This is a genomic window from Streptomyces sp. NRRL B-24085, from assembly GCF_001282115.1.
Classification (GTDB): Bacteria; Actinomycetota; Actinomycetes; order Streptomycetales; family Streptomycetaceae; genus Streptomyces.
The window spans coordinates 1-13,115 of record NZ_LJBR01000176.1 but is presented as its reverse complement, the minus strand read 5'-3'; the positions used below and the strand labels follow the sequence as shown (position 1 = coordinate 13,115).

The window sequence follows — 13,115 nt, the reverse complement described above, 5'->3', positions numbered from 1 at the left end:
ACGCCCCACCGCCCCCGACGAGCAGCACGGCGGCGGCCACGGCGGCGACGGGGACGGGGGAGCGGTGCCGGGCCGGGCGGGGGGCGCCGGCGTCCTCGTGCCGGGGGATCTCGGAGCCGGCGGCCGGAGCACTGCTGTCGGCCTCGGCCTCGGCCTCGTCATGGGTATCGGCATCGGCATCCGTGCCGGCGGCTCCTGCGCCGGAGACCGGGGAGTCGTCCGTGTCGGCGTCGGCGACATCCCCGGCGTGCCCGTCCGAGCCCTCCTCGGCGCCGGAGACCTCGGAACCGGAGCCCTCGGCACCGCGCTCCTCCGCGGCACTCGCTTCACCGGCACCGTGCGCCTCCGTGGCGCTCCCGTCCCCGTCGGAGGCCTCGACGGGGTCCTTGTCGTCGGGTCGCTCGGTGTTCACCGCATCGCTCCTTCTGCCGCGCAACTGTCCCTCGACCCTGACCCGACCCTGTCAAAAAGGTCGGCGAAGGGGTCGTATCCCGCATCCCCTTTCCGGGGGACGGCGATGGGACGCAGCGGGGGAGCGCGCGGTTCCCTCGAACGCGCCGACGCACACGCCGTGCGTCGGTCGCGTGACTCAGTCGCCGTACTCCGACATCGCCTCCAGCAGCCTGGCGGACCCCTCGGGAACCGTCACACCGTGGATGAGCGAGGGAGAGACCGGAAGGGCGGCGATCCGGTCGGGAACCGTCCAGTGCGGAGCCATCCGGGCACAGTCGCCCCGCAGCGAGGCGAGGTCCACGTCCAGGTCGGCCGGGACGGAGGCGTACAGCTCAAGGTTCGTCATGACGGCACCGTATGCACGCCGGAGCCCGCGAAGAAAGATCTACTATCGGGTAGTTTCACCTGCTTCCCCGCGCCGTCCTTCGCCTCGCAGTACTCCATACGGACCGGATAGCGTTAACCGTCAACACCCCCTTCTCCTGGAGAGCCTCGCCGTGCGTATCGCAGTCACCGGCTCCATCGCCACCGACCACCTCATGACCTTCCCCGGCCGCTTCGCCGACCAGTTCGTCGCGGACCAGCTGCACACGGTCTCGCTCTCCTTCCTGGTCGACAACCTCGACGTACGCAGGGGAGGGGTCGGCGCGAACATCGCCTTCGGCATGGGCCAGCTCGGCACCAACCCGGTGCTCGTCGGCGCCGCGGGCTTCGACTTCGACGAGTACCGCGCCTGGCTGGACCGGCACGGCGTCGACACCGCGTCCGTCCGGATCTCCGAGACGCTGCACACCGCCCGCTTCGTGTGCACCACCGACGCCGACCACAACCAGATCGGCTCCTTCTACACGGGCGCGATGAGCGAGGCCCGCCAGATCGAGCTCAAGACGGTCGCCGACCGCGTGGACGGCCTCGACCTCGTCCTGATCGGCGCCGACGACCCCGAGGCGATGCTCCGCCACACCGAGGAGTGCCGGTCCCGCGGCATCCCGTTCGCCGCGGACTTCTCCCAGCAGATCGCCCGTATGAACGGCGACGAGATCCGGATCCTCCTCGACGGCGCCACCTACCTCTTCTCCAACGAGTACGAGAAGGGGCTCATCGAGTCCAAGACGGGCTGGTCCGACGAGCAGATCCTCGCGAAGGTGGGCCACCGGGTCACCACCCTCGGGGCGCAGGGCGTGCGGATCGACCGGGTCGGCGAGGAGCCGATCGTCGTCGGCTGCCCCGAGGAGGAGCGCAAGGCCGACCCCACGGGCGTCGGTGACGCCTTCCGCGCCGGCTTCCTGTCCGGGCTCGCCTGGGGCGTCTCCCTGGAGCGGGCGGCCCAGGTGGGCTGCATGCTCGCCACCCTCGTCATCGAGACCGTGGGGACGCAGGAGTACCGGCTGCGGCGCGCCAACTTCATGGAGCGGTTCACCAAGGCCTACGGCGACGAGGCCGCCGAAGAGGTCCGCACCCACCTCAAGTGACCGGCTAGGAGACCCGGCGGACCACGTACGCGGAACCCTGGTCCGCCGGCTCCTCCCCGACGTACTCCTGCTCCCGCATCTCGCACCACGCCGGGATGTCCAGGCGGGCCGCCTCGTCGTCCGAGAGGACCCGGACGGTCCCGCCCACCGGCACGTCACCGATCACCTTGGCCAGTTCGATGACCGGGATCGGGCACCGCTTGCCCAGGGCGTCCACGACGAGGGAGTCCTCGTGGGCCTCGGTCGCCGGCGCGGGCGCTCCCAGCTTCTCCCGGACCGCCGCCACCGCGCCCGGCAGCACCTCCAGGAACCGGTCGACCTCCTCGGAGATCGCTCCGAACGGCAACGACACCCGCACATTCCCCTCACTCAGCACGCCCATCGCCTTCAGCACATGGCTGGGCGTCAGCGTGCTGCTCGTACAGGACGACCCGGAGGAGACGGAGAAACCCGCCCGGTCCAGTTCGTGCAGCAGTGTCTCCCCGTCGACATAGAGACAGGAGAAGGTCACGATCCCCGGCAGCCGCCGCTCGGGATCACCCACCACGTCCACGTCCGGCACCAGCCGCGGCACCCGCGAACGGATCCGCGCCGTCAGCTCCCGCAGCCGTACGGCCTCCTGCTCCGCCTCGGCCCGCACCGCCCGCAGCGAGGCCGCCGCCGCGACGATCGCCGGCAGGTTCTCGAAGCCCGGCGCCCGCCCCGACTCCCGCTCGTCGGACGGCCCCGGGGGCGAGAACCGGACACCTTTCCGGACGGCGAGCAGGCCGACCCCCGAGGGGCCGCCCCATTTGTGCGCGCTGGCGGTCAGCAGGGACCAATCGCCCTCGACCGGCCCCCACCCGAGCGACTGCGCCGCGTCCACCAGCAACGGCACCCCCGCCTCCCGGCACACCGCGGCCACCTCGGCCACCGGCTGCACGGTCCCCACCTCGTGGTTGGCCGACTGCAGACAGGCCAGCGCGGTGTCCGGACGAAGGGCGTCGGCGTACGACCGCGCACTCACCGCCCCCGTACGGTCCACCGGAACCTCGGTCACCTCGAACAGCTCAGCCGAATGGAGCACCGAGGAATGTTCGACCGCTGACACGATCAGGTGACGTCCGACCCGCCGACGCCCGCCCATCGCCCCGGCAATCCCACTGTGCACGGCCCGCGTCCCGGACGAGGTGAACGTCAGCTCGTCAGGACGGCACCCCACGGCTTCGGCGGCAGCCTCCCGGGCAGCGTCCAGCAACAGGCGGGCCCGCCGCCCTTCCCGGTACAGCCGGGACGGATCAGCCCACCCTTCGTCCAAGGACGCCAACAGCGCCTGACGGGCAACGGGATGAAGCGGAGCACTGGAAGCAGCGTCGAGATAGGACACACGGCAACGCTAACCTCCCCAGGGGCGCGGGGCTGTATCCATAGCGGCTCCGCCGCGGGGCGCGACCAGCCACAACGCACCTGCGGCCGCCAAACCAGCGAACCCCCGACCCAGTAGGCCCCCCTCCCGCTGAACCCCCGGAGGGCGTCGGCTAGGGTTTGGTCCGCATAAACATCCAAACCCCTGCCCGACGCAGGGCGGCGACCGACCACCGAAGAGGCAGGCCGCAGCCAACCGCGCGGGCGAGACTCTCGGGAAGGCGCTACGTGAGTCCCAACGGCTCCGACCGCTCGCCGCGGCGCCCGATGCGGCGGAAGCTGCTGCAGGCAATGACCGCGGGCCTGGTCCTGGCGACCGCCACCGGTTGCACATACAAGGACTTCCCCCGCCTTGGTATGCCCACCCCGACCACGGAAGAGGCTCCGCGGATCCTCTCCCTGTGGCAGGGCTCCTGGGCTGCCGCGCTCGCCGTCGGCGTGCTGGTGTGGGGTCTGATCATCTGGAGCGCCATCTTCCACCGGCGCAGCCGCACCAAGGTCGAGGTACCTCCGCAGACCCGGTACAACATGCCCATCGAGGCGCTGTACACCGTGGTTCCGCTCGTCATCGTCTCGGTCCTCTTCTACTTCACGGCCCGCGACGAGTCGAAGCTGCTCAGCCTCAAGAAGCAGCCCGACGTCACCGTCAACGTCGTCGGCTACCAGTGGAGCTGGGCCTTCAACTACATCACGCCCGTCGCCGGTTCCACGGGTGACGCGAAGACGGACAAGAACCTGGACGCGATTCCGACCCGGTTCAAGGACGACTTCCCGGCGAACGCCGGCGGTGTCTACGACTTCGGGACGCCCGCCACGCGGAACCCGCAGACCGGCAACCCCGGCCCGACCCTCTGGCTCCCCAAGGGCAAGACGGTCCGCTTCGTCCTCACCTCGCGTGACGTCATCCACTCCTTCTGGGTGGTGCCGTTCCTGATGAAGCAGGACGTCATCCCGGGCCACACCAACGCCTTCGAGGTGACCCCCAACAAGGAGGGCACCTTCCTCGGCAAGTGCGCCGAGCTCTGCGGCGTCGACCACTCCCGGATGCTGTTCAACGTGAAGGTCGTCTCCCCCGAGCGCTACGAGCAGCACCTCAAGGACCTCGCGAAGAAGGGGCAGACCGGTTACGTTCCCGCGGGCATCGAGCAGACCGCCCATGAGAAGGACCGGGAGACGACGAACCTGTGAGCATCCTCAACGAACCCCAGGGTGCCGCGGCAGCAGGGTCCCACTACACGGACGAGCTGCCGGTCCGGCGCCAGAACCGCGGCAGTGTGGTCATCAAGTGGCTCACCACCACTGACCACAAGACGATCGGGACCCTGTACCTGGTCACGTCGTTCGCGTTCTTCCTGATCGGCGGCGTGATGGCGCTCTTCATGCGCGCCGAGCTGGCCCGGCCGGGCCTGCAGATCATGTCGAACGAGCAGTTCAACCAGGCGTTCACGATGCACGGCACGATCATGCTGCTGATGTTCGCGACGCCGCTGTTCGCCGGCTTCACCAACTGGATCATGCCGCTGCAGATCGGCGCGCCCGACGTGGCGTTCCCGCGGCTGAACATGTTCGCCTACTGGCTCTACCTGTTCGGCTCGACCATCGCGGTCGGCGGCTTCCTCACCCCGCAGGGCGCGGCCGACTTCGGCTGGTTCGCCTACTCCCCGCTGTCGGACGCGGTCCGCTCGCCGGGCGTCGGCGCCGACCTGTGGATCATGGGTCTGGCCTTCTCCGGCTTCGGCACGATCCTCGGTGCGGTCAACTTCATCACCACGATCATCTGCATGCGCGCGCCGGGCATGACCATGTTCCGCATGCCGATCTTCGTGTGGAACGTGCTGCTGACCGCGGTGCTGGTCCTGCTCGCCTTCCCCGTCCTCGCCGCCGCGCTGTTCGCGCTGGAGGCGGATCGGAAGTTCGGGGCACACATCTTCGACCCGGCCAATGGCGGAGCGTTGCTCTGGCAGCACCTCTTCTGGTTCTTCGGCCACCCAGAGGTGTACATCATCGCCCTGCCGTTCTTCGGCATCATCTCCGAGGTCATCCCGGTCTTCTCCCGCAAGCCGATGTTCGGCTACATGGGTCTGATCGCGGCGACCATCGCGATCGCGGGTCTGTCCGTGACGGTGTGGGCCCACCACATGTACGTCACCGGCGGTGTGCTCCTGCCGTTCTTCTCCTTCATGACGTTCCTCATCGCCGTACCGACGGGCGTGAAGTTCTTCAACTGGATCGGAACGATGTGGAAGGGGTCCCTGAGTTTCGAGACCCCGATGCTCTGGGCCACCGGCTTCCTGATCACCTTCACCTTCGGTGGTCTGACCGGTGTCATCCTGGCCTCGCCCCCGATGGACTTCCACGTCTCGGACTCGTACTTCGTGGTGGCGCACTTCCACTACGTCGTGTTCGGCACCGTCGTCTTCGCGATGTTCTCCGGCTTCCACTTCTGGTGGCCGAAGTTCACCGGCAAGATGCTCGACGAGCGCCTCGGCAAGATCACGTTCTGGACGCTGTTCATCGGCTTCCACGGCACCTTCCTGGTCCAGCACTGGCTGGGCGCCGAGGGCATGCCGCGCCGGTACGCCGACTACCTGGCGGCCGACGGCTTCACCGCCCTGAACACGATCTCCACGATCAGCTCGTTCGTGCTCGGCCTGTCGATCCTGCCGTTCCTCTACAACGTGTGGAAGACGGCCAAGTACGGCAAGCCGGTCGGAGTCGACGACCCGTGGGGCTACGGCCGCTCCCTCGAGTGGGCGACCTCCTGCCCGCCGCCGCGCCACAACTTCCTCACCCTGCCGCGGATCCGCAGCGAATCCCCGGCGTTCGACCTGCACCACCCTGAGATCGCCGCTCTCGACCAGCTCGAGAACGCCGGTCACGGTGAGAAGGCTCTGGCCGGCAACGGCGGCAAGGAGGCCGGGAAGTGAAGATCCAGGGACGGATGTTCTTCTGGCTGAGCATCTTCATCCTCGCCATGGCGATCGTCTATGGCGTGTGGTCGAAGGAGCCGGCCGGTACCACCGCGCTCTTCCTGGCCTTCGGTCTGTCCATCATGATCGGCTTCTACCTGGGCTTCACGGCCAAGCGGGTGGACGCCGGCGCGCAGGACAACAAGGAGGCCGACGTCGCGGACGACGCCGGCGAGGTCGGGTTCTTCAGCCCGCACAGCTGGCAGCCGCTCGCCCTCGGTGTCGGCGGTGCCCTCGCCTTCCTGTCGGTCGCGATCGGCTGGTGGCTGCTGTACTTCTCCGTGCCGGTGATCCTGGTCGGCCTGTACGGCTGGGTCTTCGAGTACTACCGCGGTGAGAACCGCACCCAGTAGCACGAGCTGAGCTCGTCAGGAGCCCGGACACTCCGTCAGGAGCGTCCGGGCTCCTGCGTTTGCCGCAATCGGGATCCCTCGTACGAGTCACCCGGCGTGCCGTTCTTGACGTGCCTTCCTAGCGTGAAGCCATGAACCACGCACCGCGTACCCGCACCGTCGTCGGCTGCACGCTGGTGGTGATCGCCCTCGGCGCGAGCGCCGCCGCCTGCGGGTCCGACGGGAACCCGCTGGCGGCCACGCCCTACGACGCCGCGGACCAGATCGCCTTCAACGCGCCCACCGGCGACGGCAAGAAGGCCGACCCGGACAAGCCGCTCGAGGTCACCGCCGATGACGACGACGGCCGCATCACCGACGTCACCGCCACGGACGCCACGGGCCGCCGTGTGGCGGGCGAACTCTCCGCCGACGGCACCCGTTGGCGCAGCACCTCCCCGCTGGCCGCGAACGCCCACTACACGGTCCGGGTGAGCACCGAGGACGAGGACGGCGCCCCGGGCCGCAGGGTCCTCGACTTCGACACCAGCAGACCGCTCGGCAAGAAGCGCCTGAACGTCGCCTTCGGGCCCAAGACGGGCACGTACGGCGTCGGCCAGCCCGTCACCGCCAAGCTGGACCGGCCCGTCAAGGACAAGGCCCAGCGGGCCGTCGTGGAGCGTGCCCTCAGGGTCGACTCCACGCCCGCCGTACCGGGCGCCTGGCACTGGGTGGACGACAAGGAGCTCCACTACCGCCCCAAGGAGTACTGGCCCGCCCACGCCACGATCCAGGTCCGCAGCGACCTGGAGGGCATCAAGATCGGCGACCGGCTCTGGGGCGGCAAGGGCAAGCCCCTGAAGCTGACCACCGGCGACCGGATCATCGCCGTGACGGACGCCTCGTCGCACTCGATGACGGTGTACAAGAACGGCGAGGTCATCAAGGAGCTCCCGGTCACCACCGGCAAGCCCGGCTTCGACACCCGCAACGGCGTCAAGGTCGTGCTGGGCAAGGAGTACTTCGTACGTATGCGCGGCACCAGCATCGGGATCGCCGAGGGCTCCTCGGAGTCGTACGACCTCCCGGTCTACTACGCCACCCGCGTCACCTGGAGCGGCGAGTACGTCCACGCCGCCCCCTGGTCGGTCGGCTCCCAGGGCTACGCCAACGTCAGCCACGGCTGCACGGGCATGAGCACGGCCAACGCGGAGTGGTTCTTCGAGACCGTCCACGAGGGCGACGTCGTCCAGGTGGTCAACTCGGAGGGCGACACCATGGAGCCGTTCGGCAACGGCTTCGGCGACTGGAACCTGGACTGGAAGAAGTGGCGCGAGGGCAGTGCGTTGTTCAAAGGCACACCGGACGCTCCCAGTGCGGACCAGACGGCAAGGCTGCGGCCGGAAAGTGTCTAGAGACACGCCAGGGGAGCCGACCTGGGGGCGCGGGGAACTGCGCGACCAGCCACAACGGGCCCGAAGCCGCCGATGAACCGACGCCCCCCGGGCTCCTAGGCGCTCAAAGCCCTCCGCGACCGCAGCAAAGAAGCCAGCGCCGACGCGAACTCCACCGGGTCCACCGGATGGGTCACCGCACCCTCGGCCCGGCTCCACGTGGCCAGCCAGGCGTCCTGCGGCCGCCCGATCAGCAGCAGCACCGGCGGGCAGTCGAACACCTCGTCCTTGATCTGCCGGCACAGGCCCATGCCGCCCATCGGCACGGCCTCCCCGTCCAGCACACAGACGTCGATCCCGCCCCTGTCCAGCTCCTTCAGCACCGCGGCGGGCGTGGCGCACTCCACGAACTCGACCAACGGGACGTCCGGAGCCGGTCGGCGCCCGGCGGCGAGCCGCACCTGTTCGCGGGTGTTGGAATCGTCGCTGTAGACCAGCACCGTGGCGGTCGGCTGCATTGTTCCTCCGTGACGTCAGCGTCGTAAGGACAGGCCCGTTGGGCCGGATGCTACTCCCTTGAACACCACGTCAACACCGGTATGGAGCAGTAGGACACTCCGAACGGCACCCCCCGGGGTGAGGGCGGGATAAGCGACCGACATAATGTCGGTCGTGGCGACAGCAACGACAGTAGAAACCGGGCACGCGCACCCGTCGGTCAACCGGCCGAACCTCACCAGCGTCGGAACCATCATCTGGCTGAGTTCCGAGCTGATGTTCTTCGCGGCCCTCTTCGCGATGTACTTCACCCTGCGATCGGTGACGGGACCCGATCACTGGAAGGAAATGGCGCACAGCCTGAACTTCCCGTTCTCGGCGACGAACACCACGATCCTGGTGCTCTCCTCGCTCACCTGCCAGCTCGGCGTCTTCGCCGCCGAGCGCGGTGACGTGAAGAAGCTCCGGGGCTGGTTCATCGTCACGTTCATCATGGGCGCGATCTTCATCGGCGGTCAGATCTACGAGTACACGGAGCTGGTGAAGAAGGACGGGCTCTCGCTCTCCTCCGACCCGTACGGCTCGGTGTTCTACCTGACCACCGGCTTCCACGGCATGCACGTGACGGGCGGCCTGATCGCGTTCCTGTTCGTTCTCGGGCGCACCTACGCGGCCAAGAGGTTCACCCACGAGCAGGCGACGGCCGCGATCGTCGTGTCCTACTACTGGCACTTCGTCGACGTCGTCTGGATCGGCCTCTTCGCCACGATCTACATGATCAAGTAGCCGGGCCCGCTCCCGACATCGCAAGCATCGACGCAGAAGATCCTGACACCGGGGTAATCCGTGAAAAAGCTCTCCGCACGACGACGCCACCCGCTGGCGGCGCTCGTCGTCCTACTCCTCGCGCTGGCATGCACCGGGGGGCTGTACGCCGTGTTCGCCCCCGCGGACAAGGCGAAGGCAGACGAAACCGCCCAGTCCCTGGCCATCGACGAGGGCAAGAAGCTCTTCGCCGTAGGCTGTGCCAGCTGCCACGGCACCGGCGGTCAGGGGTCCTCCGACGGTCCGAGCCTCGTGGGCGTGGGCGCCGCGGCCGTCGACTTCCAGGTCGGCACCGGCCGCATGCCGGCCCAGCAGCCGGGTGCGCAGGTTCCGCGCAAGAAGGTCATCTACACGCAGGCCGAGATCGACCAGCTGGCCGCGTACATCGCCTCGCTGGGCGCGGGTCCGAACATCCCGACCGAGGCGCAGTACGGCCCCGACGGCGCCGACATCGCCAAGGGCGGCGAGCTGTTCCGTGACAACTGCACGCAGTGCCACAACTTCACCGGCAAGGGTGGCGCGCTGACGCACGGCAAGTTCGCGCCGAGCCTCGAGGACGTCGACCCGAAGCACATCTACGAGGCCATGCAGACCGGCCCGCAGAACATGCCGTCGTTCCCCGACACCACGCTGTCGGAGCAGAACAAGAAGGACATCATCGCGTACCTGAACGCGGTCAACGGCGACGACACCGTGAGCCCCGGCGGCCTTGAGCTGGGCGGTCTCGGCCCGGTCTCCGAAGGCCTGTTCGCCTGGATCTTCGGCCTCGGCGCGCTGATCGCGGTCGCCGTCTGGGTCGCCGCTCGGACCGCAAAGGCCAAGAAGTCATGAGTAGCCAAGACATTCCAGAAGAGAACCTGCCCGCTGAGCAGGACGCGCACGGCACGGTGGGCGTCGCGGACGACAAGAACCCGTTCGCGGACCCCGGCCTCCCGCCCCACGAGCACCGGGTGCAGGACATCGACGAGCGGGCCGCCCGGCGGTCCGAGCGCACGGTGGCCATGCTGTTCACGGTGTCGATGCTGGCCACCGTCGGGTTCATCGCCTCGTACGTGGGCATCCCCCACGACAAGTCGATCTTCGTCTTCCCGATCGGGCACATCAACGCGCTGAACTTCGCGCTGGGCCTGACCCTCGGTCTCGCCCTCTTCGCGATCGGCGCGGGCGCGGTCCACTGGGCCCGCACCCTGATGTCCGACGAGGAGATCGCCGACGAGCGGCACCCGATCGAGGCGTCCCCCGAGGTCCGCGCGAAGGTGCACGCGGACTTCAAGCAGGGTGCCAAGGAGTCGGCGCTCGGCCGTCGCAAGCTGATCCGCAACACGATGTTCGGCGCGCTGGCCCTGTTCCCGCTCTCCGGCGTCATGCTGCTGCGCGACCTCGGCCCGCTGCCCGGCACCAAGCTCCGCCACACCATGTGGCGCAAGGGCCTCCAGCTCGTCAACATGAACACCAACGAGCCGCTGCGCCCCTCCGACGTCCAGGTCGGCTCGCTGACCTTCGCCAAGCCCGAGGGCCTGGAGGAGCACGACGAGGAGTTCCAGACCGAGATCGCCAAGGCCGCCCTGATGATCGTCCGCATCCAGCCGGACAACATCAAGGACAAGCGCGAGCTCGAGTGGTCGCACGAGGGCATCGTCGCGTACTCGAAGATCTGCACCCACGTCGGTTGCCCGATCTCCCTGTACGAGCAGCAGACGCACCACGTGCTCTGCCCCTGCCACCAGTCCACCTTCGACCTCTCCGACGGTGCCCGGGTGATCTTCGGCCCCGCCGGTCACGCCCTGCCGCAGCTGCGCATCGGCGTGAACGACCAGGGCTACCTCGAAGCGCTCGGCGACTTCGAGGAGCCCGTCGGTCCTGCATTCTGGGAGCGCGGATGAGCACTACAGAGACCTCCGAGTCCCGCGCACGCGGGAAGGCACCGGCCGGCGAGCGCGTCGCCGACTGGGCCGACGGCCGGCTCGGGATCTACTCCCTGGCCAAGGCCAACATGCGCAAGATCTTCCCCGACCACTGGTCGTTCATGTTGGGCGAAGTGTGCATGTACAGCTTCATCATCATCATCCTCACGGGTGTGTACCTGACGCTGTTCTTCCACCCGTCGATGAACGAGGTGGAGTACCACGGCAGCTACGTCCCGCTGCAGGGCCAGCTGATGTCCGAGGCGTTCAACTCGACCATGCACATCTCCTTCGATGTGCGCGGTGGTCTGCTGATCCGGCAGATCCACCACTGGGCGGCGCTGATCTTCCTCGCCGGCATGTTCGTGCACATGATGCGCGTGTTCTTCACGGGTGCGTTCCGCAAGCCGCGTGAGGTCAACTGGCTGTTCGGCTTCCTGCTGTTCGTCCTCGGCATGTTCACCGGCTTCACCGGTTACTCGCTCCCGGACGACCTGCTCTCCGGCACCGGTGTCCGCTTCATGGAGGGCGCGATCCTGTCCGTGCCGATCGTCGGCACGTACCTGTCGTTCTTCCTGTTCGGCGGAGAGTTCCCGGGCGGCGACTTCGTGGCCCGCTTCTACTCGATCCACGTCCTGCTGCTGCCGGGCATCATGCTCGGCCTGATGGTGGCGCACCTGATCCTGGTCTTCTACCACAAGCACACGCAGTTCGCGGGCCCCGGCAAGACCAACAACAACGTCGTCGGCATGCCGCTGCTGCCGGTCTACATGGCCAAGGCCGGAGGCTTCTTCTTCCTGGTCTTCGGTGTCATCGCGGTCATCGCGGCGATCGCCTCCATCAACCCGATCTGGGCGATGGGCCCCTACCGTCCCGACCAGGTGTCCACGGGCGCCCAGCCGGACTGGTACATGGGCTTCTCCGAGGGCCTGATCCGTGTCATGCCGGGCTGGGAGATCAACTTCTGGGGTCACACGCTCGTCCTGGGCGTGTTCATCCCGCTGGTCATCTTCCCGCTGGTGCTGGTCGCGATCGCGGTGTACCCGTTCATCGAGTCCTGGGTCACCGGCGACAAGCGCGAGCACCACATCCTGGACCGGCCGCGCAACGCCCCGACCCGGACCGCGTTCGGTGTGGCATGGATGACCTGGTACTTCGTGCTGCTGATCGGTGGTGGAAACGACCTCTTCGCCACGCACTTCCACCTGTCGATCAACGCCATCACCTGGTTCGTGCGGATCGCGTTCTTCGTCGCCCCGGTCATCGCGTTCGTCGTCACCAAGCGGATCTGCCTCGGCCTCCAGCGCCGCGACAAGGACAAGGTGCTGCACGGCCGCGAGTCCGGCATCATCAAGCGCCTGCCGCACGGTGAGTTCATCGAGGTGCACGAGCCGCTCAGCCAGGAGCAGCTCCACACGCTCACGGCGCACGAGCAGTACAAGCCGGCCGAGATCGGCCCCACGGTCGACGAGAACGGCGTCGAGCGGAAGGTCAAGGGCACCGAGAAGCTGCGCGCCAAGCTGAGCGAGGCGTACTACGGCGAGGAGTCCCAGATCCCCAAGCCGACCGTCGAGGAGTACAAGGAGATCACGAGCGGCCACGGCCACCACTGATCACCGCTTGTCGCTGCGCTCGCCACGCGCGGTAGAAGGGCCCGTCCGGACACACTGGGCGGGCCCTTTGCCGTGCGTCGGGTGCGGGTTCGGTGGGGGCGGACGTTTTTGCGCAGTTCCCCGCGCCCCTGGATGCCTGCGGCGGCCTGTGCGGCTTCGGTGGGGGCTTGTGTAGCGCGTGCGGTGTGGTGGGTGGGTCGGTGCCGGGGTGGGGGGTGTCCGTCCTCGGTCCGGCGGCTCGGCTGCTTGAG

12 protein-coding genes and 1 pseudogene are annotated in these 13,115 nt (G+C 68.2%); 9 read left to right on the top strand and 4 right to left on the bottom strand.

Going from position 1 to position 13,115, the window contains the following annotated elements:
* Both AOJ26_RS20525 and AOJ26_RS20520 read right to left on the bottom strand, forming a co-directional pair.
* A pseudogene (locus AOJ26_RS20525) lies at positions 1-412 on the bottom strand (hypothetical protein); the annotation flags it as partial.
* 177 nt (positions 413-589) lie between these two features.
* A complete protein-coding gene (locus AOJ26_RS20520) occupies positions 590-799 on the bottom strand; it encodes a hypothetical protein (protein WP_053849786.1) in 210 nt (69 codons plus the stop codon).
* 151 nt (positions 800-950) lie between these two features.
* On the opposite strand from AOJ26_RS20520, the gene AOJ26_RS20515 reads away from it, so the two are divergent.
* Positions 951-1,925: a carbohydrate kinase family protein gene (locus AOJ26_RS20515; protein ID WP_053849785.1), complete on the top strand. Its 975-nt coding sequence runs from the start codon at positions 951-953 to the stop codon at positions 1,923-1,925.
* Positions 1,926-1,929: 4 nt separating this feature from the next.
* On the opposite strand, the gene AOJ26_RS20510 is transcribed toward AOJ26_RS20515, so the two are convergent.
* Positions 1,930-3,291 carry a cysteine desulfurase/sulfurtransferase TusA family protein gene (locus tag AOJ26_RS20510; RefSeq protein ID WP_053849784.1) on the bottom strand — a complete coding sequence of 454 codons (1,362 nt, stop codon included), beginning with the start codon at positions 3,289-3,291 and terminating at the stop codon, positions 1,930-1,932.
* Positions 3,292-3,557: 266 nt separating this feature from the next.
* Between AOJ26_RS20510 and coxB the strand changes: the two genes are divergently transcribed.
* The 4 genes from coxB (at position 3,558) to AOJ26_RS20490 (ending at position 8,045) form a co-directional block, all read left to right on the top strand.
* Complete coding sequence (coxB, locus tag AOJ26_RS20505; protein WP_053849783.1) at positions 3,558-4,517, top strand: cytochrome c oxidase subunit II; 960 nt, start codon at positions 3,558-3,560, stop codon at positions 4,515-4,517.
* Positions 4,514-6,256 (top strand): cytochrome c oxidase subunit I, encoded by a 1,743-nt coding sequence (gene ctaD, locus AOJ26_RS20500; protein ID WP_053849782.1) that lies wholly within the window; start codon positions 4,514-4,516, stop codon positions 6,254-6,256. The genes coxB and ctaD overlap by 4 nt, the downstream gene beginning before the upstream one ends.
* The gene (locus AOJ26_RS20495; RefSeq protein WP_053849781.1) at positions 6,253-6,651 is read left to right on the top strand and encodes a cytochrome c oxidase subunit 4; all 399 of its coding nucleotides are present in this window, start codon (positions 6,253-6,255) and stop codon (positions 6,649-6,651) included. The genes ctaD and AOJ26_RS20495 overlap by 4 nt, the downstream gene beginning before the upstream one ends.
* Before the next feature lie 131 nt (positions 6,652-6,782).
* Positions 6,783-8,045 (top strand): L,D-transpeptidase, encoded by a 1,263-nt coding sequence (locus tag AOJ26_RS20490; protein ID WP_053849780.1) that lies wholly within the window; start codon positions 6,783-6,785, stop codon positions 8,043-8,045.
* Positions 8,046-8,140: 95 nt separating this feature from the next.
* Here AOJ26_RS20490 and AOJ26_RS20485 read toward each other — a convergent pair whose 3' ends face one another.
* Entirely contained in the window at positions 8,141-8,542 is a 402-nt protein-coding gene (locus AOJ26_RS20485) for a response regulator transcription factor (protein ID WP_053849779.1), read from the bottom strand.
* A gap of 145 nt (positions 8,543-8,687) precedes the next feature.
* On the opposite strand from AOJ26_RS20485, the gene AOJ26_RS20480 reads away from it, so the two are divergent.
* The 4 genes from AOJ26_RS20480 to AOJ26_RS20465 are packed head-to-tail and all read left to right on the top strand — an operon-like array spanning position 8,688 to position 12,864.
* Positions 8,688-9,308 (top strand): cytochrome c oxidase subunit 3, encoded by a 621-nt coding sequence (locus AOJ26_RS20480; RefSeq protein WP_053849778.1) that lies wholly within the window; start codon positions 8,688-8,690, stop codon positions 9,306-9,308.
* 60 nt (positions 9,309-9,368) lie between these two features.
* Positions 9,369-10,178, top strand: a complete 810-nt coding sequence (locus AOJ26_RS20475; RefSeq protein ID WP_053849777.1) for a c-type cytochrome — start codon at positions 9,369-9,371, stop codon at positions 10,176-10,178.
* Positions 10,175-11,230, top strand: coding sequence for a ubiquinol-cytochrome c reductase iron-sulfur subunit (locus AOJ26_RS20470; RefSeq protein WP_053849776.1), 1,056 nt, complete (start codon positions 10,175-10,177; stop codon positions 11,228-11,230). Before AOJ26_RS20475 ends, AOJ26_RS20470 begins: the two co-directional genes overlap by 4 nt.
* Entirely contained in the window at positions 11,227-12,864 is a 1,638-nt protein-coding gene (locus AOJ26_RS20465) for a cytochrome b (RefSeq protein WP_053849775.1), read from the top strand. Before AOJ26_RS20470 ends, AOJ26_RS20465 begins: the two co-directional genes overlap by 4 nt.
* Positions 12,865-13,115: the final 251 nt, after the last annotated feature.

What these genes read in the sequence shown, in the direction of transcription:
- AOJ26_RS20520 (WP_053849786.1), bottom strand. Translation starts at nt 799, where the DNA reads ATGACGAACCTTGAGCTGTACGCCTCCGTCCCGGCCGACCTGGACGTG.
- AOJ26_RS20490 (WP_053849780.1), top strand. Translation starts at nt 6,783, where the DNA reads ATGAACCACGCACCGCGTACCCGCACCGTCGTCGGCTGCACGCTGGTG.
- AOJ26_RS20485 (WP_053849779.1), bottom strand. Translation starts at nt 8,542, where the DNA reads ATGCAGCCGACCGCCACGGTGCTGGTCTACAGCGACGATTCCAACACC.
- AOJ26_RS20480 (WP_053849778.1), top strand. Translation starts at nt 8,688, where the DNA reads ATGTCGGTCGTGGCGACAGCAACGACAGTAGAAACCGGGCACGCGCAC.
- AOJ26_RS20470 (WP_053849776.1), top strand. Translation starts at nt 10,175, where the DNA reads ATGAGTAGCCAAGACATTCCAGAAGAGAACCTGCCCGCTGAGCAGGAC.
- AOJ26_RS20465 (WP_053849775.1), top strand. Translation starts at nt 11,227, where the DNA reads ATGAGCACTACAGAGACCTCCGAGTCCCGCGCACGCGGGAAGGCACCG.